The sequence below is a fragment of the Clostridium lundense DSM 17049 genome (assembly GCF_000619945.1).
Taxonomy (GTDB): domain Bacteria; phylum Bacillota; class Clostridia; order Clostridiales; family Clostridiaceae; genus Clostridium_AO; species Clostridium_AO lundense.
This window is the reverse complement of sequence record NZ_JHVC01000009.1, coordinates 154,033-175,517: the sequence shown is the minus strand read 5'-3', so window position 1 is coordinate 175,517 and position 21,485 is coordinate 154,033. Positions and strand designations below refer to the sequence as shown.

Sequence of the window (21,485 nt, the reverse complement as noted above, 5' to 3'; positions counted from 1 at the left end):
AAGACTTTAAACTATCTAATTTTAGGCTTAGATACGGTATCTTTATCTCCTTAATAGCACAAATTATAACATAAAATAATTTGTGTTATGTAAATAATTGAGCTATTATATATATATTGGATACTATAATTTTTTATTTGGGGGTAATTGATATGGAAAACACAAAAAACTATGCTGTAAAAATTACAGTGCTAAAGAAGATTAAGGTTGAGGATATTCATAAAGAATATGCTAAAGATGATGTTCCTGTTGTCTGTGCTAAGAATGAAGAAGGCAAGGAATACATATCAAAGAACGCTGCTCAACCAGAAGGTTTTTGTAACGGTGCTTGGAAGGGTATCTCCGACACAGTTTCTGTTTTAGCTTCAGGTGGAAATAACCCTTATGTAAAACAAGATGGAGTAGCTATACGTTGTTGTAATGATGGTCTTCATCCAGTTATCTACAAGTTAGAAAGAATTGCTGATTAATTTTAATATTTAGTAAAAGGTATGTCCCAAAATATAAATCACTTTATATTTTGGGACATACCTTTTACTCATATTTAATCTTTTAAATTTACTTAATTAATCTAAACCTATATAAAATATTTATTTACCTTCAAACTTTTTTTGTACTGAACCAATATCTCCAGTTATTGCATTTAATAATTGTTCATCAGCATCTACACGCCATTCCTTATCAACTTTAACTAATTTTATATCAACATCTTTCTTAATTTTAGGAGCATTAGGATCATTTACAGACTTTAATAACTGTTCAAGTACCATAGCCTCTTGTTTCTTTTCATCAACTTTTTCTTCTGAAAGTGCCTGAGACATCATAGTAGGAAGTAAATCAGCCATCAACTTTGTTGTTATTTTAGGTAAATCTAATGATGTAATAGAGGCTTTAACTGTAGCAGTATCCCCCTTATTATCTATCTTACCTAAAGTATACTCAAGTTTAGAAAAAATAGCTTTTGCCATCTTTTCTTGTTCTTTATTGTCATACTTTAATCCTTCTTTAGAATTATTATCTTTTACAAGTGAAGCTGCCTTATTAATGTCCTGTTGTTTAATAGCATCTAAAAAGTCCTTAGCAGTTTGCTCTGGTTTAGCACCACATCCAACTAAGGAAACAGCTAAGATTGTCATAAGTACAACGGATATTAGTCTTTTTAAAATAGATTTCATTATTATGTTTCCCCCTCAAAAATAATATAGCATATAAATTATACCATAAATTATATTATAAGTATACATATGAAATATTTTATATATTTATCACTTTTAACTTTTATATAATAAAAAATTTATTTTAAAAAGTTTTTTATTTACTTATATAGTTGTATAAATGGATTTATTTGAACGTTTTAAAGATAAGGAGGAAGATTATTATTCTGAAGATGAAAAAAGACTATAGACTAAAAAAACACCACGTGTAAACGTAGTGTTTTATACAAATTATGCGACTAAGTCTGTAAGCGGAGTTCTGTATTTAACAGTCATCTATCTAGGCCTATTGTTACCAATAGGCTCAAGCGATACTACCCGGAAGCGGGACGGGCCGCCCCTTTATGCTTCCCTATTCGATCTTGCTCCAGATGGGGTTTACATAGCCGCAAAGTCGCCATTGCGCTGGTGAGCTCTTACCTCGCCTTTCCACCCTTACCTAAGTAAACTTAGGCGGTATATCTCTGTTGCACTTTCCTTCAGGTCACCCTGACTGGGTATTATCCAGCACCCTGCCCTATGGAGCTCCGACTTTCCTCTCCTGCATTTTCAGCAGCAGCGACTGTCTGGCTTACTCGCAAGATAAATAATAACACATTACAGGCTAAAAAGCAAATAAATTTCCGTATTTAAAAAGCTTTTTTTATTACCTGATTTACCTCAAGCTAGTCTTCCTTCCACAATATCCTACCACAGTTATCACAATGCACAATCCCACTTTTCTTATTTAGTTCATCTATTGTTAATGAAGATACTTTTATTTTACAACCTGCACATACACCATTTTGTAAAAGAGCTACTGCAACTTTCTTCTGACTTTTTATGTAATCAAAATCTTCTAATATATCTGATGGAAGCTTACTTCTTATGCTACTCATTTCCTTTTCATATGTTTTAAGTTCTTCTTTAGCTGCATGCAGCTTATTCTCTACACTTCCCTTATAACTATTAAATTCATGCTTTATTTTTTTTAGTATATTTTCTGCTGTTGATACCTCTTTACTTAATTTTTCTTCTTTTTCTAACATACTCATTACTTCTTTTTCTTTTTCATTTATTTTCTTATTTTTGCTTTCTATTTCCTCTTGCAAAGTGTTTATCATTTTTAAATCATTGCCACATTTATTATAAAGAATATATTCGTCTTCATCTACTCCTTTTCTTAGCTCTTCTATTTCTTCATTTAATACTTTATATTTTTTTCTAATATTCTCTAGTTCACTTTTCCCATTAATATACTCTTTCTTTAATTTATTAAAATCCTCTTTCATTTTGCTTAATATTTTAATATAGGAATTATCCTTTAATATTTTATTATTTTCCTCCACTTTATTGTACTTCTCTTGTAAAAATAATAATAATTTTATATCATCCATAAATAAGCCTCCTTATATTTAATCAATTATATAAAAAATAGAAATAAGCCAAAAAGCCTATTTCTATTTATACTTATAGGGTGAAACAGCTTCATTAGATATAAGTACATTATTACTATATCCCATGAATCTTATTCTATTTTCTAACCATTTTCCTACAATTTTCATACCAGGCCATTCTGATTCAAAATGCCCTACATCTATAATACTTATACCTTCTTCTTGTAAATCACTAACATAATGATAAGTAGTATCCCCTGTAATAATGCAGTCTGCACCTAATGCTTTAGCTTTCATAAGGAAATCGCTTCCACTACCATTTATTACAGCTACTTTTTTTATAATTTGATGATCTTCTCCTGAATATTTTAACGTACATATTTCAAAAGCTTCTTTTGCCTTTTCACATAATTCTTCAAGGGTAGTTGGATTGGATAAATTTATAATTCTACCAATGCCTACCTGTCTATCCCCAGCATTAATGCTACTTGGCTCTATAACATCATAGTTTTTAAACTCTAACAGTTGCATTGCTAAATCATTAATTCCACAATCAGTTGAATCTAAATTAGTATGACTAGAGTATAGATTTATGCCATTCTTTATTATCTCCATAATTTTTCTTCCCTGAAGAGTTTCTGTAGTTATACTACTTGGTTTTCTAAACAATAAAGGATGGTGAGTTATTATTAAATTACAGTTATTTTCTTCAGCTTCTTCAATTGTCTTCATTGTACAATCCAAGGCTACTAGAATAGACTTAACCTCACACTCTGGATCTCCTATCATAAGCCCTACATTGTCATAACTTTCTTTTAAATTTAAAGGAGCATATTCTTCCATTATCTCGCTTATATCTTTCACTTTTAAAGACATAGTAACAACTCCTTTAATCTATAAATTTTATCTTTCACTTCTCTTCTTCTGTTCCTTGCCAATTTAGTATCTTCACTAATAGCATGACATATTTTTTCATACTTGTCTATCTTTTTTACAACATATTCTTTAATTAATGGATGTTTATTATCTATCAGATATTTGCTTATTTCATAGAAAATAGTATCTACCTTTTGAATTTTATTATTATATTTTATTTTCATTATCTCATAATATTTATTTTCATCTATACATAGGTCTTCCTCTAATATTTCGTAACCCTCTGTATAAATATGTTCTCTTAATATCTCTGGATTTTGTACTGGCTGCACAATAAGATAATCTAAGCTTTTGAATACGTCCTTACTTTCTTCTATAATATCTCTTATAAGATTTCCTCCCATACCTGCAATTATTGCTGAATTTACTTCACCAGGTTTTATGGTAGTTAATCCTCCACCAATCCTACATTGAATAAATTTTTCTAATTCTTCTAACTTTATATTTTTTTTAGCCTTTTCAATAGGACCTTTGTTGATATCTGAAGCTATAACTTTATTGCAAATTTCCTTTTGAATAAGATAAATTGGTATATATCCATGATCTGTACCAATGTCTGCACAACAGTTACACTTTTCAACCATATCTGTAATAGCTTTTAGTCTTATACTTATATCCATACTTTGCCTCCATTCCGATATTCATTACTGGAAATTAAGTAGTACTTTTATTTGCATTATAAAAAATAAGAGTGAGGAAGCTAAAGATACATAAATAAATTTGTAAGCAGATTTTTTATCATATTTTGCATAAAAATAAGAAGCATAATACATACAAAATAAAATAGCCATATTTAATACTCCATAGGTCATTTGCTTGAATGCAAATTGCTTTCCTGTTCCAATCTTTACAGGATTAAAATTAGCATCAAAACTCAAAGGCATCTTCTCTGGCAGCTTATTATATAAATATAACACAAATGGATGTAATGTAAGAATTATAATTATTACTGCTACAACTATCAACGGTATAAAAAACTTCTTATCTTTATATAAATTTATATTTTTATTTGTGGAATAATTCCAACTTCCCTGCTTTATCTTTTTACCATTTAATATATTTATAAATTTATCTCCATCTATGGGAGATATTCCATAGGTTATATCCTGAGTTTTTAAATATATTATATTTTTATTACATGTTACATACATTTTTGCAGTTCCTATTTTATCAATAATAGATTTACCTAATGCAAAATGATCTTTTCCATGTCCATATAATTTTACTCCCTTAATTTCACCTTTACTTTGGGAATAGCCCTCTATATCTTTAAAAAATATTTTTTCTTTCTTCAATCCAAATATACTACTAATTTGAATATATTCATCAGCTATATTGTATTCTAAGGAAATATACATGAAAATATAATGTAATTCATATATATTTATAACTATAAAGGCTATCTTAAATAAATTTGAAAACTCATAAGAATTTATAACAATTACCATTAATATTATAAATAGATTATATAATATGGTTTCTCCAATAATATAAGGTAATCCTTGCCCCTTTATAGACTTAAATTTTTCCATACTATCACCTTCCCCATATATTTATAATTATATATGGTTTTTTTATTATAGAATAAAGCACCAAAAGGTGCTTTTATTAATCTAAATAATCTTTTAATTTTTTACTTCTACTTGGATGTCTAAGTTTTCTTAATGCTTTAGCTTCTATCTGTCTTATTCTTTCTCTTGTAACATTAAATTCCTTACCTACTTCTTCTAAAGTCCTTGCTCTGCCATCGTCTAATCCAAATCTAAGTCTTAATACCTTTTCTTCTCTTGGAGTTAATGTATCTAAAACATTTATAAGTTGCTCCTTTAGCATAGTGAATGCTGCTGCTTCTGCTGGCGCTGGAGCATCATCATCTGGTATGAAATCTCCTAAATGGCTATCTTCTTCTTCTCCAATCGGAGTCTCAAGAGAAACGGGTTCCTGAGCTATCTTCATTATTTCTCTTACTTTATCTACTGGCATTTCCATATGTTTTGCTACTTCTTCTGGTAAAGGCTCTCTACCAAGTTCTTGTAATAACTGTCTTGAAACTCTAATTAACTTATTAATAGTTTCTACCATATGGACTGGTATTCTAATAGTTCTAGCCTGGTCTGCTATCGCTCTTGTTATCGCCTGTCTAATCCACCATGTAGCATATGTACTAAATTTATATCCTTTTCTATAGTCAAACTTTTCTACAGCTTTTATAAGTCCTAAATTTCCTTCTTGTATTAAATCTAGGAATAACATTCCTCTTCCAACATATCTTTTAGCTATACTTACAACTAATCTTAAATTTGCTTCTGCTAATTTCTTTTTAGCCGCTTGCTCTCCCTGTTCTATTCTTTGAGCTAAATCTATTTCTTCTTCTGGGGATAATAGAGGAACTTTTCCTATCTCTTTTAAATACATTCTTACAGGATCATCTATAGCGATTCCTTCAGGAATTGACAAGTCTAACTCTTCTTCTTGTACATCACTGTCTTGCATATCACCAATAACATCAATGCCCATAGATTCAAGTACTTCATAAATTTTTTCTATCTGTTCAGGACTTAAATCTACTTCATCTAATTCATCCATTATTTCTTTATAAGTAAGAGTTCCATTTTTCTTTCCTTTTTCAATGAGCTTCTTTACTAATTGCATTTTTCCATTTTTATCTTTCATATTATTGCCTCCCTCCGCCATTACTACATACCACCTAACTCTTTTTGAATATTTATAAGCTCCTGTGCTAACTTTAATGATTCATTAATTTTTCCTTCAGATTCGTAGTTCTTAATTTCATTCATAATTTTCCTTTTTGTCTCCTCTAACTTATATTTTTTTATTTCCTTTATATAATCATCTACTAAAATTTTATAATCACAGTTCTCACTTATTAATTTAATTTCCACTATATTTATCCATTCTTTTATTATGTCAGCATCCTTGAAATTTACCTCAATCAATTTTCCTATTTCATCTTCACTTGCCTCTAAATTTTCCAATACTAATTCAAATATATCTTTAGATTTTTGTGAAATAAATGTTTCTTCATTTAAAAATTGTAAGGCATAATCTTGTATTTCTTTTTTATTAATAATTAATTTTAACAGTTCTCTTTCTGCCTTTACATATATTGGTTCTACATATAATTTATTCCCAAAAACCTCATCACTATTCATATTTTCATAATTTTTGTCATGTTTTTGCAAATTATTATTCATAAGATCATATAATGCTTGATCCTTGATTCCTGTTTTCTCTGATAACTTTCTTATATAAATATCTTTTTCTACAGGTGTTAACTCTTTAATTATATCTACAGCTGCCTCCGCATATTTAACAATATTTTGAGGATTATTTAAATCTATTCCCTCAGCTGCCTTTTCTATTCTATAATCTATCAATTGAGTAGAACTTTTTACCAGACTAATAAAGGCCTCTTTACCATGACCTCTAATATACTCATCTGGATCTTTGCCATCAGGTATAGTTAGTACTCTTACATCGAAACCCTCTTCCTTTAATATATGAAGTCCTCTTAATGTAGCTTTTTCACCTGCTAAATCTGCATCATAAGAAATTATAACTTTATCTGCATATCTTTTTAGAAGTTTTGCTTGACTAGATGTAAGTGCTGTTCCTAAAGAAGCTACTGCTGAATTTATTCCATTTTGATGTAATGATATACAATCCATGTAACCTTCCACTATAATAAACATTCTATCAGTATTATTTTTAATAGCGAAATTCAATCCATAAAGATTTGTTCCTTTTTTAAAAATGTTTGTTTCAGGAGAATTTAGGTATTTAGGCTTAGAGTCATCTAATACTCTTCCTCCAAATCCTATAACCCTTCCTCTGTAGTCAAAAACAGGGAATATAATTCTATTCCTGAACCTATCATAAAAAGAACCCTTTTTGCTCTTTATAATAAGTCCCGCTTCTAACATATCTAGTTCAGAATATCCTTTTCCTTTTAGAAATCTTAAAAGCCCATCCCAACTATCTAAAGCATAACCTAATCCAAAATTATTTATTGTTTTCTCTGCAATCCCCCTAGCTAATAAATAACTTCTTGATTTCCTATCTTTTCTTAAATTAGAAAAGAAATATCTAGCCGCTTCCACATTTATTTTATATAATTTTTCATTTGGATTCGTACCAAAGCCACTCTTATCCTTATATTTTATATCTATATTAACTCTATCGGCTAGTATTTGTACCGCATCCCCAAATGATACATTTTTAGTTTTCATTACAAAACTTATGACATTTCCAGCTTCACCACATCCGAAACATTTGTATATTTGTTTATCCGGAGTTACAGTAAATGATGGGGTTTTCTCATGATGAAATGGACATAACCCTGTGTAGTATCTACCTGCTCTTTTGAGTCTAACGGTTTCAGAAACTACATCTACAATATTATTCAATTCTTTGACCTTTTGTATGACATCTTCCGATATCAACTAAACATTCCACCTAACTTATTATATTATACTATTAAATTATTATAAATTTAAATAAAATGCGCCTTAATTTTTACTTTTTTTTAACCGAATTAAATATATTCGACAAATATTAATATATTCCTTCTTACATTTTAATTTTTTTATAAAAATTATATTTAACTATAATATATATTCTTTATAAAAACTAAATATCCTTCAAAATTATAATTTTTTATAAGAATATATGCAAATATTATTCTGCCCATATTGCCATGAAAATTATTCTAAATAATATTAATAACCCTCCACTTTCTAAGATATTCTATATTTTAGATATTCTATATTTTAGCTAAAACTCCTTTTTATTCACCGAAATTTTGATTTTGGATGTTTTTTTATAATTATATGTATATTATAAAAACATTTATAATATGATTATAAAGAGATAAACAAGTAAGGAGTGTTAATATGCCTTATGCGGCTGAAACATATAGTCTTAATTTATTATCTGAAGAAAACGTAAAAAAATACGTTCTTCCTCAATATGGTTTGGAAAATTCTTCAGTTAATCAAATAAAATTTAAAAATACAGATAAACAAAGAGCAGTTTATAAGGTTGATTATAATAATAATAGCTTCTGTTTAAAAAAAATATATTTTCCTTTAGATGAACTTCTATTTGTATATTCTTCAATTGAGTGGTTTTACAGATATGGTATAAATGTACCTAGAATATTACCAACCCTAGATAGAAGTAGATATGTTAACTATAGTAACATGTTATTTATCTTGACACCTTGGATTGATGGAATAAAATGTAACTATGACATAGAAGAACATGTATTTCTTTGTGCTGAAAACTTAGCAAAAATGCATTTTTGTTCAAAAAACTTTGTTCCTCTTAAAGGAAGTTCTCACAGAACAGGATTTAATGATCTATATGTATCTACTGAAAAGCACTTTGGTCAATTACTAAATTGTTCAAATTTAGCTTTTAAGCATAAAGACAAATTTTCAAGAAGGTTTTTACAACACTTTGATGAAAATCTAATCATGGCAAGATCAACATTATCAGTAGCTAGTACTATTAATAGCAGTAACCTTAAAAAAGCATTATGTCATTTAGATTATGTTAATAAAAATATTATATTTGATGATAATAAAAATATATGGGTAATAGATTTTGATAAATGCAGAATAGACCATTGTGTCCATGACATTTGCTACTTTATGAGAAGATTATTAAGAAGAGATAAAACTCGTTGGAGCCTTAAATTAGCTGTTGATTGTCTTAACTATTATGAAAAAATAAGGCCACTAAATCTTGATGAATACAAATATATTTTAGTTTATCTATGTTTTCCTCAAAAGTATTGGAAAATATCTAGAGATTATTATAAAAACATAAATAAATGTAACAAATCTTCCTTTATTAAGCTCCTGGATAAAGCTGTAGAGAATGATAACTATCAATTAGATTTTTTGCACAAATTTAGTGAATACATTGAAAATAAATTTGATACAAATTTAAACTTATAAAAAACACCCTGCCTTTTAAGCAGGGTATTTTTTAATTTTATATATATTATTTTCTAGGATTTTTAACTTGTGCTTGTGCTGCTGCAAGTCTTGCCACTGGAACTCTAAATGGTGAACAAGACACATAAGATAATCCTGTATTGTGGAAGAATTCAACTGATGATGGATCTCCACCATGTTCTCCACATATTCCAAGTTTTATATCTGGTCTTGTAGTTTTTCCAAGATCGCAAGCAATTTTAACTAATTTTCCTACTCCATTCTGGTCTAACTTCTGGAATGGATCAAAATCATATATTTTCTTATCATAGTAATCAACTAAGAATTTACCAGCATCATCTCTTGAGAAACCAAAACTCATCTGAGTTAAATCATTAGTTCCAAAGGAGAAGAATTCTGCTTCCTTTGCAATCTCGTCTGCTGTAATAGCAGCTCTTGGTATCTCAATCATAGTACCTACTTTATAAGTTAATTCAGCTCCTGATGCTTCTATTACTTCATTTGCTACACTTACAACTATGTCTTTTACGAATTTTAATTCTTTTAATTCTCCTACAAGAGGAATCATTATTTCTGGTACTATATTGTAGCCTTTTCTCTTCTTAACATCTAAGGCAGCTTCAATTACCGCTCTTGTTTGCATTTCTGCAATTTCTGGGTAAGAAACAGTAAGTCTACATCCCCTATGACCCATCATTGGATTAAATTCATGTAATGATTCTACTGTAGCTTTTAAGTGTTCAAATGTAATTCCCATATCCTTTGCTAATTCAGTTATATCTTCATCTTCTGTTGGTAAGAATTCATGTAGTGGTGGATCTAAGAATCTTATAGTTACTGGTCTTTCTTCCATTGCTTCATATATACCTATAAAGTCTTCTCTTTGCATTGGTAATAGCTTTCTTAATGCTCTTCTTCTCTGTTCTTCTGTTTCAGCTACTATCATTTCTCTTACAGCTGGTATTCTATCTTCATCAAAGAACATGTGCTCAGTTCTGCAAAGTCCTATACCTTCTGCCCCAAATCTAACAGCTTGTTTTGCATCTCTTGGAGTATCTGCATTAGTTCTAACCTTTAGAACTCTTATTTCATCTGCCCAATTCATAAATGTTCCGAAATATCCGCTTATTTCTGGATCTACAGTCTTTATAGCCTGACCGTAAACATATCCTGTACTTCCGTCTAAGGAAATATAATCTCCTTCTTTATAAACTGTTCCGTCTACTTCAAAAACTTTTTTTGCTTCACTTACTTTTATATCTCCACAACCTGCTACACAACAAGTTCCCATTCCTCTTGCTACAACTGCTGCATGAGAAGTCATACCCCCTCTTACAGTAAGTATACCTTCAGCTGCTACCATTCCTTCTATATCTTCTGGTGATGTTTCAAGTCTTACTAAAACAACCTTTTCTCCTAATTCATGATGAGCTTTTGCTTCTTCAGCGGTAAAATATACCTTACCACAAGCTGCTCCTGGAGAAGCTGGAAGCCCTTTTGCTATTACTTCAGCGTTTTTTAATTCTACTGCATCAAAGTTTGGGTGTAATAGTGTATCTAGTTGCTTCGGGTCAACTTTAAGTATTGCCTCTTCCTTAGTTATAAGACCTTCATTTACCATATCTACTGCTATCTTTAAAGCTGCCTGAGCAGTTCTCTTACCATTTCTTGTCTGTAAGAAATAAAGCTTTCCTTGTTCTATAGTAAATTCCATATCTTGCATGTCTTTATAATGTTTTTCTAGCTTTTGTGCTATTGCCATAAATTCATCATAACACTGCGGTAAATCTTCTTTTAATTTTGTTATAGGTTGAGGAGTTCTTATACCTGCAACAACATCTTCTCCTTGAGCATTTATTAAATACTCTCCAAATATATTGTTTTCTCCAGTAGCAGGATTTCTAGTAAATGCTACTCCTGTACCTGAAGTTTCTCCCATATTTCCAAATACCATGCTTTGAACATTTACAGCTGTACCCCAGCTTCCTGGTATATCATTTAATCTTCTATAAACAATGGCTCTTGGATTATCCCAAGATCTAAATACTGCTGTAACAGCTTCAATTAACTGATCAGTTGGTTCCTGTGGGAAATCCTCTCCCATTTCTTTTTTGTATATTGCTTTATATTTTTTAACAACTTCTTTTAAATCTGATGCTTTAAGGTCTGTATCAAACTTTGCTCCTATAGATTCTTTTACTTCGTCTAGTATATCTTCAAACTGTCTCTTATCTATACCCATAACAACATCTGAGAACATTTGGATAAATCTTCTATATGAATCATACGCAAATCTTTCATTGCTTGTTAACTTTGCTACTGCCTCAACTGTATTGTCATTTAAGCCTAGATTTAATATAGTATCCATCATACCTGGCATTGAAACCCTTGCTCCAGATCTTACTGATACTAACAATGGATTTTCTACACTACCAAATTTTTTGTTTGTACTATTTTCTAATTCTTCTAATGCCTTATATATTTGTTCTACTACTTCTTTAGATAGCTTCTTACCGTCTTCATAATATTTTGTACATGCCTCAGTAGTAACCGTAAAGCCTTGTGGAACAGGTATACCTAAATTAGTCATTTCTGCTAAGTTAGCTCCTTTTCCTCCAAGTAAATTTTTCATTGATGCATTACCTTCGTTAAAAAGATATACGTATTTGTTTTTTTCCATAATAACATCCCCTTTGTTATTTATTGTCTCCATTTTTATGTAAAGAGTAAAAACTCATTACTGCGACTTAAGAATTTTCTCCCATTTTCACTAATAACTTAGTGATATTGGTTTTAGAAATTTTTCCTATTATTTTAAAGGCATCCTTTTTATCAGTATCTGGTTCTTTTGTTACTACAGGCAAACTATCTATTTCATGTTCTATAATCTTAATTGCTGCTTCATAAGCACTTTCTTCTCCATCAACAACAACTATATTAGGCATTCTTGTCATGATTATTCCTACTGGAACTTTATGCATATCAGTTCCACCCATGGCAAACTTTAAAAAATCCTTTCTAGAAGTTGCTCCCACTAAAAATCCATTATTCTCAACAAACAATGTTCCAACATCATTTAGAAAAAGATTAAGTATAGCATCATATACAGTGGTAGCCTCGTTAACTACCACAGGTTGAGACATTATATCCTTCACTTTTATCTTTCTAATATAATCATATATCAAGCTATAAGAGGGTTTCTTTGAATATATGTATCCAACCTTTGGCTTAGCCTCTAATATACCCGTCATAGTTAGTATCGCTAAATCAGGTCTAAGTGCAGCCCTAGTAACACTTAATTGTTTTGCTAAATGTTCACTAGTTATAGGTTCCTGCTCTTTTACTAATTTAATAATTTCTTCTTGTCTTTGTGATAGTTTAATTTTCTTCACCCTCTTTCTCAAAAAGACTATTAATTTCTAATTCCTCTTCATTATAGCATCATATTGCACGATATAGTATAGCACTTTTGTCTTTATATGCTTATTTATTTACATTATTCTATTTATATATGTTTTTTTCTTTCTTATACTATATCAACCTTGTTTTTTTGATTTTTGTAACATTATACAATTTTACAAATTAAAATTAGTGCAATATGCCAGCAGTACAAAATATTATAATTACCCTATTAAAAAAATAAATATTTTTAAAAAATTATGTTAATTCCCCTTTATTAAATTTTACCAAATTTCCAATTTTTATTCAATACGTTTTGACTATAACAACCTAAAAGTCAGCAGATACTTTATATCTGCTGACCCAAATATATCGATATACTATTTATTCTCTTCTTTTTCCTTATCTTTATCTTCATCTTTGTCTTCTTCATCAAAATTTACTGTATAAGTAAATGTATTTTCTTCGCTAGTATCAACATTCTTATTTGAGGAAAACTTCTCTTTAACTGAAGAGGTTGTAGTTTGAACCTTTTCTTTAACATCATCTACTGTAGTTTTAATTATTTTATTTACTACTTCTACTGTTCCATCAGCTTTAGTAATTTCTACAGTAACTTGAGTTAATGCTGCAGCAAATAATGCTATAGCTATAACTGGACTAGCAAATAATGCAACTACTGTTACTGCAACACCTGCATTTACAGGTATATCTGCAATCACTTTGTCTTCTTTTTTCACTTTTATTCTAGTTACATTTCCTTTTTTTATTAATTCCTTTATCCAAGCTATGAATTCTTCCTTTGTGGCATATAACTCGTCTGTAGAAGACTTTTTATTTTCTTCAATATATATTAATGCATCTACCACATTTCCATTTGAAATTTCTAAGGCTTCCTTTGCCTCTGCATAGCTGACCTTTGTTCTTTTTCTTATAAGATCAATTTTTTCTAAAGTTATTTCACTCATTTTCTCAACTCCCTTTTAAAAAATTAAGTGTTTCTAGGCTTTTTGGTTTTTTAAAATAATTTTGCGAAATTATTGTGTTTAATACTTTATAAATCTCTTCTTTTAGTCCATCAGGTATAGTAACTCTATAGCTTTTTTCCAAGGGCAGATTATTTAAATATCTAAGTATATTATAAGTCGCATTACTTATATTAATACCATTTATTCTTTCACAATTTTCACAAATCCCCCCCAAATACTGCAAACTCATATAAGTTGATGAATTTAATTTATTTCTGCAAATACAACATTTATCTAAATTTAATCCATATCCAGTAGCATTTAATACCTTTAATTCAAAAATTCTAGATAAAGTTTCTAAATCACCTACTTTATTTTTCATAAAATAAAAAGCTGATATAAAATCTTTAAATAATTCTCTATTACTTTCTTCCTCTGTCATAGCAATATCAATTAATTCGCAAAAATATGATGCATAAGTTATAGTTTCTAAATCATCCAATAAGTTTTGAAAGGAATCTATTATTTCTCCCTCATTTAAAGTATACATACCTTTTCCTTTATATATGACATAATTCCCATAACAAAAAGATAATGTATTTGAAAAAAGTTTACTTCTATTTTTTTTAGCACCCTTTGCTATAACGGAGATTTTTCCTAATTTTTCACTAAAAAGCCATACAATTTTATCAGATTCTTTATAATCCTGAGTTTTTATTACTATTGCTCTAGTATCATAAGTAGCCAGAAAATCATCTCCTAACTTAGCACAAGAATACCCTTACTTATATCCTAATTCCTTTAATAATGAGCTACTATCTCTCCAATCCTTTTTCACTTTAACCCAAACTTTTAAATTCACTTTGCAATCTAAAAACTTTTCAATATCTTCTTTAGCATATTGAGATATCTTTCTTAGCATGGTTCCATTTTTTCCTATTATTATTCCTTTATGAGAATCTTTTTCACATAGCATATCTACATTTATTTCATAGGAACCATTATCTTTTTTCTTCATGGTTATTATGTCTACAGCTATACCATGAGGCACTTCTTCACTTAATAATCTTAAAGCTTTTTCTCTTACTATTTCTGCTACAATAAATCTTTCTTTTTGATCTGTTATCATATCTTCAGGATAATATTTAGGTCCCTCTGGAAGATAATTTTTCATAAGTTCTATTAGAGTATCTACATTTTTACCATTCATAGCTGAAATAGGTATACATTCTTTAAACTGAACTTGATCTGCATAATTCTTTAAAGTTTGAGCTACTCTATCTTGGGTATTCTCATCTATTTTATTTACTACTAAAAATACTGGTACATTTGTATTTTTAAGTTCTTCTAATATATAAATATCTCCTCTACCCTGATTTTCCTCTGGAGTAGTCAAAAATAGTACTAAATCAACATCCTTTAAAGAATCCTCTGCCACTTTAACCATATACTCTCCAAGCTTATGTCTTGGTTTATGTATACCTGGTGTATCAACGAATATTATCTGATAATCTTCTCCTGTTAAAATAGTTTGTATATTATTTCTAGTAGTTTGAGGTCTACTTGATACTATTGATAATTTCTCGTTCATTATTTTATTTAGTAATGTAGATTTTCCTACGTTAGGTCTACCTATTATTGTTACAAATCCTGATTTAAACATATATCCTCCTTATTTTTGCAAATCTTTTTTAGTAAAAGCTGCTGGAAGTATTTCTTCAAGTGTTTTTACTACATATTCATTTTCATTTTTCCCAATTATAATTTTAGTATCCTCAGTGGCAAATTCACTTATTACCTGTCTACAAATGCCACATGGAGCAGTTAAGTCATCCGGACTACCTACCACTGCAATAGCCTTTATTTTAGTTTCTCCTTCAGATACTGCTTTAAATATAGCTGTTCTTTCTGCACAGTTAGTAGCACCATAGGATGCATTTTCAATGTTGCAACCTGTATATAGCTTATCATTGCCTGTAAGAATAGCTGCACCAACTTTAAATTTTGAATATGGCACATATGCCTTTTCTCTTGCGCTTAATGCCATTTTTATCAACTCTTCACAATCCATCTCTTTCATTAATAAACCCTTCCTTTCAAAGAGAGTTTAACCATTTGTCTTGTAAATAAAATTATAACATTAATTTCATGCTTTTCAACCTAATATATTTAAACTTATTATGCAATTATATTCTATCCAAAAATTTTAAATAATAATACTGTAAGTACAGTTCCAAATACAGCACCTGCTATTACCTCTATTATAGAATGAACTTCCGAATCTACCCTGCTTTGTGCTACTATAATAGCTAAAAAATAGCTAAGTATTATTGAAATAGTCTCTTCAGTTAAAAGAGCTATAGTGGTAGCAATACAAAAAGCTATTGCACTATGTCCACTAGGCATACCACCTTTTAGTGGAGTACCTTCACCATATATAGCCTTCACCACTAATGTAGAAATACATACTATAAATAATATTATAAAAATCATATACGGATCTGAATTCTTTATTTTATTCATAACCATAAAATTTATGTACTCTAACCTCTTCCAAAATACAATATATCCTACAGCTAATGCATTTATAGCTGTAATGAGTACTGCAGCTGCTGCTACATTTTTAGCAATTCTAGCTAAAGGGTGATAGTAATTAGTGGTAGTATCAATAGTACACTCTATTGCTGTATTAATAAGTTCTGCAGTTATTACCATGGTAATAGTAATGAGTAATATTAATAATTCCATTTTGCTTATATCATAAAAGAAACAAGCAGTAAGAACCAACAGAGCTGCAATCATATGTATTCTCATATTTCTTTGAGTTCTTACTGCATATACTATTCCTTCTATGGCATAATTAAAACTATCCAATAATTTTTTCATTTTCATAGAAACACCTGCTTTTAATAAAATTATCAAGTGATCCTTAACTTCAGTTAAAGCTAGCTTTCCCTTACAATATGAAATTTACTTAATATATCCTCTTCTCTTTTTCTCATTATACTTTTTTCGTCTTCCTCCATATGATCATACCCTAAAAGATGTAATATAGAATGAACTGTTAAATAGCAAACCTCTCTTAAAAAAGAATGGCCATATTCTTTTCTTTGTTCTTCTGCTCTTTCTAAAGATAGTACTATATCTCCTAAAACTAATTTATCCTCGTCTAAATCCTCTGGTCCAAATTCATAACCTATATAAACATCCTTATATACCTTTCCTTCAGGATACTCTAACATTGGAAATGATAATACGTCTGTAGGTTTATCTATATCCCTATTTTCCCTATTTATATTTCTAATCTCTTCATTATCTACAAATATTACACTGACTTCATAATCTATTTCTACACCTTCTTCTTTAAGAGCATAATCTATTATGTTTTCTATTGTACTTTCTAATTTCTTTGTTATCTCAATATTATTTTGTCTATCATCTATATATATCATTTTTTATTATCATTCCCTTCGCTTTTGTTCTCCCATTTATCTGTTGGATATTCAATCCTCTGATGATATATTCCCATAAGCACTTTAATAAATGCTTCTCTTATTTTATCTAAATCCTTTAATGTTAAGTTACAATTATCTAACTGTCCCTCATTTAATCTAGCCTTAATTATATTATTTACCATTTCCTCTATTTTACCCTTAGTTGGTTCATTTATAGATCTAACAGCTGCCTCTACACTATCAGCTAGCATTATAATAGCAGCTTCTTTAGTTTCTGGTTTAGGTCCTGGATATCTAAAATTCTCTTCATTTACTTCTTCTGGATTATCACTAGAATTTTTCATAGTTATATAAAAATATTTCACTAAAGTAGTACCATGATGCTGCTCTATAATATCTATAATAGATTTAGGAATTTTATATTCCTTCGCTAACTCTACACCATCTTTAACATGAGCAGTTATTATAAGAGTACTTAAATTAGGATTTATTTTACTATGTGGATTATCATTTCCCAGCTGATTTTCCTTAAAGAAATATGGCCTTTTTATTTTACCTACATCATGGTAATAAGAAGCCACCCTTGCAAGTACAGGATTCCCCCCCACTTCTTCTGCTGCAACTTCTGCTAAATTGCCAACCAATACACTATGATGATACGTACCTGGAGCTTCCATTAATATTTTTTTAAGTAATGCATTATTAGGATTAGAAAGTTCCAATAGCTTTATTGTGGTAACTATATCAAATATACTTTCAAAGAAAGGTAAAAATCCTATAGTAAGAACTCCTGAAATTATGCTTCCTAAAAAAGCAAATGATGCTTTTTTAGCTACCTCTATAGTATTATTACTTAATAAAAAACCTGCCGAAAAAGTCATTATTACATTTACTACTGCTATACTTAATGCTGAATATAAAATATCATTTCTCTGTTGCATTCTTTTTAATATTATAGAACCAACCATAGCATTTATTATAGCTAATAAAGTTATTTCCACATTAAACTCAACTGCACAGCTAATTAAAATGCAATTTAGACCATTTATAACTAAAGATACCCTATTATCTATTAGAAGAGTAAATAACATAGGTACACAGGCTAAAGGTATTAAGAACGGTACTATACCTAAAACCCTTGCAAGTAACACCGAAATACAAGTTAAAATATTAATCAGTGTTAACTTACTTGTATCATTATAAATTTCTCTATAATATTTTTTTATATAAAACCACTGTAACGCTAAAATGAAAAGTATCAATGTTCCTAAACTAACATAAATATACCATTCAAATTTGTCTTGTGAATTTAAAAGCCCTAATTTTTCTAAAATATCTATTTGTCCCTTTGTTACAGGTTCTCCTTCTTTTACTATAGTCTGATCCTTTTTTATAAGTACCGGTGCTTTTCTCTTAGCCTCATTTTGAAGTTCCTCAGTTTTTTCTTTGTCATAAAAGAAATTAGGTTTAATTTGACCATATCCTATATTAACAGCTAAATCTTTTAAAGCTTTTTTAGGAAGTTTTGAACTATTAACTTTTAATAATATAAATTCCTGAGCTTTCTTTATATCTTCTGTACTTTTATTTCCAACATTCTCATTAATATTGATGCTTTCATATAATTGTGACATAGTTTCAGTTAAGAAAACATTTAATGTTTTCAAGTCTTCTTTTGAAGAATTCAATAAAATAAGATAATCCTCATCAGATAAGCTTAATTTAGATTCCGCCTTTAATTTATTTACCTTTTCCTTTATGTCTGTAGTAGAATCCTTAATTTCAGATACTTTTTGAAATAAACCATTTATATTATCTATTACATTTATTTTAACCTCAGTGTTTTTATTATATTGAAGAGGTACAGACTCAATAGCTTGCTGTATTCTCGCTTTAGTAGCTACATCATCTACTATTTCACGTGGAGCTTTAATATCAACTTTTGCTATGTCCCCTTCTTTTAAATTAAATTTCTGTGTCACTAAAGAAGTAATTAGTACACAATAAATAAATATAAATGTAATTAAAAATAAAAGTATCTTATTTTTACTATTGTTTTTACACATCTTATCTAAAGTAACTTTTCTCATAAAAATACCATCCTTCTACTCCCTATACTTTAGCTTTGGTTCATTTCTTCTGGAAGCGCTATATTTTCCTCCGCTACTACTAAAACTCTAACTTTAATTTTATCCCCATCTACACTATGATCTATTATTTTATCTATTATTTCTATATTCTTATCAAAACTTAATGCAATATTATCTATTAATTCTTTAGACGTATTATTTATAAGCTTATCTTTATCTAAATTACATACTTTTTCCTTTATCTCATAATAGGTTTCCAGTACTATTGGACCTTTATTATTTTCTATTTTATCATATTTGGTAAATTTATTCATAGATTTTTTTATATATACTTTCTTTTTTCCAAAGTTAATGTAAATATTTTCTAATTTATTCCCTGTTCTTTCTCTTTTCGTTTCTGTAGTTTTAACACTTCTAGTTTCTTCATAAAATGTTCTTGCTATAACATGCCCCTTAGCATGAACTTCATATACACTATCTTCTTTTCCCTGTTCCCCTTTTACTAATAGATCTCCCTTTTTTACTATGTCACCTTTTTTTACTATTGCTGTACCAGCAGTGGTATATACTCTAACTACTTCTCCATCTTTTTTGGCAACTAGGTTACAAGGATCATTTTCCAATATAATATTAGGTGGTGTTTGTCTTTCTGAAGCAACAATTTTAAGTATTGATCCTTCAATTCTTACCCTTATCCACATTATACTATCATTACTTTCCATTAGTTTTTCTTCTAAAGAAAGCACATTTATTTTTTTCTTAGGCATTCCTTCCTTAACTCCATAAGCTAATAGCTCCCTTCTTATTTCATAAGGCGAAAGTGCTTTTTCTGTTTCTATATCTATTTTCCATATATATGTTGAAAGATAATAAAGTATAAATACAAATACAGCTATTCCAAGTACCATAGCCGTTCTTCTTCTTATTTTTAGCATAAAAAATGCTAAACCTTTTCTATTGATTATCTTTATTTTAGCGTCTGTTTTTTTTGCAATTTGTTCTATTTTACCATAATCCCTTAACTTTATATCCATAACAACAGTGGTAAAATCTTTTTTTCTTACATTGGTTACATTAACATTATTTTTCCAAAGCAGATTAATAAATTTTTCAGGCATAAAAGATTGAATTTCTAGGGTTATAATACTTCTTCTATATTTTTTTAAATCTATTTTACTCATTTCCCTCATACACCACCGATTGAAATTTTCCTTTCAAGGTTATTGTACTTCCCCCTAGAAAAAGTATCTCAAACTCTCGCCCATATATAGACACCAAACCTACTCTTGAATTTATTTTAATCTGCTTCTCATCAAAGACAATTATGCCCTTATGATTTTCAATAATTATTTCACTATTACCAGTTATAACTATTTTAGGTAAATCCATCACTACGTCTCTTGGTAAATCTAGCTTTTCTGCTAAATCACTTTTGGCCTTATCTAATTTCTCCTCCAAATTTACACCTTCAAAAAGTACTTTCATACTAATTTATGAATTTACAGCAAAATAAATGACATTGTAAAATGCAAAAAATATATACTGTTAAATAAAAAATAAAAAAAGACTGAGTTGCCTCAGTCTTTTAATTTATTAATCATTATTAATTATTCAAACTTTGTTTTACAATTTGGCTTACAAGTTTCCCATCTGCTCTACCTTTTAATTTAGGTACAACTATAGCCATTACTTTTCCCATATCTTTTATGCTATTCGCGCCCACTTCATTAATTGCCTGACGAACATATTCTGTTATTTCATCTTCTGTTAATTGCTGAGGAAGGTAACTTAACAAGATTTCTATTTCCGCTTGAGCCATCTCAATTAAATCCTGTCTGTTTCCTTTTTCGAATTCAAGCATAGCTTCACGTCTTTGCTTAACTTCCTTAGCCAAAACTTCAATGATTTCTTCATCATCAAGTTTTCTTCCATCAGTTTTTTCTACTAAAAGTACTGCTGCTTTAGCCATACTAATAGTACTTGCTTTCACTTTTTCTCCTGCCTTTAAAGCTTGCTTCCAATCTTCTTGCAGTCTTTCTTTAAGGGCCATAATTCAGTACCTT

The 21,485-nt window shown here is 29.2% G+C and carries 21 protein-coding genes and 1 other RNA gene; 2 read left to right on the top strand and 20 right to left on the bottom strand.

Annotated elements, in window-relative coordinates:
* Nucleotides 1-152: 152 nt before the first annotated feature.
* Nucleotides 153-470 carry a TIGR04076 family protein gene (locus T514_RS0112370; protein WP_034869006.1) on the top strand — a complete coding sequence of 106 codons (318 nt, stop codon included), beginning with the start codon at nucleotides 153-155 and terminating at the stop codon, nucleotides 468-470.
* 120 nt (nucleotides 471-590) lie between these two features.
* Here the strand turns inward: T514_RS0112370 and T514_RS0112365 are convergent, their stop codons facing one another.
* From T514_RS0112365 to dnaG, 8 genes are all read right to left on the bottom strand, one after another.
* The gene (locus tag T514_RS0112365) at nucleotides 591-1,175 is read right to left on the bottom strand and encodes a DUF4878 domain-containing protein (RefSeq protein ID WP_027625060.1); all 585 of its coding nucleotides are present in this window, start codon (nucleotides 1,173-1,175) and stop codon (nucleotides 591-593) included.
* Between the two features lie 271 nt (nucleotides 1,176-1,446).
* Nucleotides 1,447-1,792: RNase P RNA component class A (gene rnpB, locus T514_RS25775), an RNA gene on the bottom strand.
* Nucleotides 1,793-1,879: 87 nt separating this feature from the next.
* The gene (locus tag T514_RS0112360) at nucleotides 1,880-2,590 is read right to left on the bottom strand and encodes a zinc ribbon domain-containing protein (protein ID WP_027625059.1); all 711 of its coding nucleotides are present in this window, start codon (nucleotides 2,588-2,590) and stop codon (nucleotides 1,880-1,882) included.
* Nucleotides 2,591-2,653: 63 nt separating this feature from the next.
* A complete protein-coding gene (locus T514_RS0112355; RefSeq protein WP_027625058.1) occupies nucleotides 2,654-3,466 on the bottom strand; it encodes a Nif3-like dinuclear metal center hexameric protein in 813 nt (270 codons plus the stop codon).
* Nucleotides 3,457-4,146: a tRNA (adenine(22)-N(1))-methyltransferase gene (locus T514_RS0112350; RefSeq protein WP_027625057.1), complete on the bottom strand. Its 690-nt coding sequence runs from the start codon at nucleotides 4,144-4,146 to the stop codon at nucleotides 3,457-3,459. The genes T514_RS0112355 and T514_RS0112350 overlap by 10 nt, the downstream gene beginning before the upstream one ends.
* 24 nt (nucleotides 4,147-4,170) lie before the next feature.
* Complete coding sequence (locus T514_RS0112345) at nucleotides 4,171-5,058, bottom strand: PH domain-containing protein (protein WP_027625056.1); 888 nt, start codon at nucleotides 5,056-5,058, stop codon at nucleotides 4,171-4,173.
* A 76-nt stretch (nucleotides 5,059-5,134) separates the two neighbouring features.
* Entirely contained in the window at nucleotides 5,135-6,220 is a 1,086-nt protein-coding gene (gene rpoD, locus T514_RS0112340) for an RNA polymerase sigma factor RpoD (protein ID WP_027625055.1), read from the bottom strand.
* 2 nt (nucleotides 6,221-6,222) lie between these two features.
* Entirely contained in the window at nucleotides 6,223-7,989 is a 1,767-nt protein-coding gene (gene dnaG / locus T514_RS0112335; protein WP_027625054.1) for a DNA primase, read from the bottom strand.
* A gap of 450 nt (nucleotides 7,990-8,439) precedes the next feature.
* Between dnaG and T514_RS0112330 the strand changes: the two genes are divergently transcribed.
* Entirely contained in the window at nucleotides 8,440-9,510 is a 1,071-nt protein-coding gene (locus tag T514_RS0112330) for a CotS family spore coat protein (protein WP_027625053.1), read from the top strand.
* Nucleotides 9,511-9,556: 46 nt separating this feature from the next.
* Here T514_RS0112330 and ppdK read toward each other — a convergent pair whose 3' ends face one another.
* The 12 genes from ppdK to T514_RS0112270 all read right to left on the bottom strand — a co-directional run bounded on the left by ppdK (nucleotide 9,557) and on the right by T514_RS0112270 (nucleotide 21,472).
* Complete coding sequence (gene ppdK, locus T514_RS0112325) at nucleotides 9,557-12,190, bottom strand: pyruvate, phosphate dikinase (protein ID WP_027625052.1); 2,634 nt, start codon at nucleotides 12,188-12,190, stop codon at nucleotides 9,557-9,559.
* Between the two features lie 67 nt (nucleotides 12,191-12,257).
* A complete protein-coding gene (ccpN, locus tag T514_RS0112320; protein ID WP_027625051.1) occupies nucleotides 12,258-12,902 on the bottom strand; it encodes a transcriptional regulator CcpN in 645 nt (214 codons plus the stop codon).
* Between the two features lie 387 nt (nucleotides 12,903-13,289).
* Nucleotides 13,290-13,877 (bottom strand): DUF4342 domain-containing protein, encoded by a 588-nt coding sequence (locus tag T514_RS0112315; protein ID WP_027625050.1) that lies wholly within the window; start codon nucleotides 13,875-13,877, stop codon nucleotides 13,290-13,292.
* A 4-nt stretch (nucleotides 13,878-13,881) separates the two neighbouring features.
* Nucleotides 13,882-14,625, bottom strand: a complete 744-nt coding sequence (gene recO, locus T514_RS0112310; RefSeq protein WP_027625049.1) for a DNA repair protein RecO — start codon at nucleotides 14,623-14,625, stop codon at nucleotides 13,882-13,884.
* A 33-nt stretch (nucleotides 14,626-14,658) separates the two neighbouring features.
* Nucleotides 14,659-15,540 carry a GTPase Era gene (gene era / locus T514_RS0112305; RefSeq protein WP_027625048.1) on the bottom strand — a complete coding sequence of 294 codons (882 nt, stop codon included), beginning with the start codon at nucleotides 15,538-15,540 and terminating at the stop codon, nucleotides 14,659-14,661.
* Nucleotides 15,541-15,549: 9 nt separating this feature from the next.
* Nucleotides 15,550-15,948: a cytidine deaminase gene (locus tag T514_RS0112300; RefSeq protein ID WP_027625047.1), complete on the bottom strand. Its 399-nt coding sequence runs from the start codon at nucleotides 15,946-15,948 to the stop codon at nucleotides 15,550-15,552.
* Between the two features lie 122 nt (nucleotides 15,949-16,070).
* Nucleotides 16,071-16,769 carry a diacylglycerol kinase gene (locus tag T514_RS0112295; RefSeq protein ID WP_027625046.1) on the bottom strand — a complete coding sequence of 233 codons (699 nt, stop codon included), beginning with the start codon at nucleotides 16,767-16,769 and terminating at the stop codon, nucleotides 16,071-16,073.
* 53 nt (nucleotides 16,770-16,822) lie between these two features.
* The gene (gene ybeY, locus T514_RS0112290) at nucleotides 16,823-17,329 is read right to left on the bottom strand and encodes an rRNA maturation RNase YbeY (protein WP_027625045.1); all 507 of its coding nucleotides are present in this window, start codon (nucleotides 17,327-17,329) and stop codon (nucleotides 16,823-16,825) included.
* Nucleotides 17,326-19,422 carry an HD family phosphohydrolase gene (locus tag T514_RS0112285; protein ID WP_027625044.1) on the bottom strand — a complete coding sequence of 699 codons (2,097 nt, stop codon included), beginning with the start codon at nucleotides 19,420-19,422 and terminating at the stop codon, nucleotides 17,326-17,328. The genes ybeY and T514_RS0112285 overlap by 4 nt, the downstream gene beginning before the upstream one ends.
* 29 nt (nucleotides 19,423-19,451) lie before the next feature.
* A complete protein-coding gene (gene yqfD / locus T514_RS0112280; protein ID WP_207640935.1) occupies nucleotides 19,452-20,594 on the bottom strand; it encodes a sporulation protein YqfD in 1,143 nt (380 codons plus the stop codon).
* A 1-nt stretch (nucleotide 20,595) separates the two neighbouring features.
* Nucleotides 20,596-20,907 (bottom strand): sporulation protein YqfC, encoded by a 312-nt coding sequence (yqfC, locus tag T514_RS0112275; RefSeq protein ID WP_156939904.1) that lies wholly within the window; start codon nucleotides 20,905-20,907, stop codon nucleotides 20,596-20,598.
* A gap of 118 nt (nucleotides 20,908-21,025) precedes the next feature.
* A complete protein-coding gene (locus tag T514_RS0112270; RefSeq protein WP_027625041.1) occupies nucleotides 21,026-21,472 on the bottom strand; it encodes a GatB/YqeY domain-containing protein in 447 nt (148 codons plus the stop codon).
* Nucleotides 21,473-21,485 lie beyond the last annotated feature (13 nt).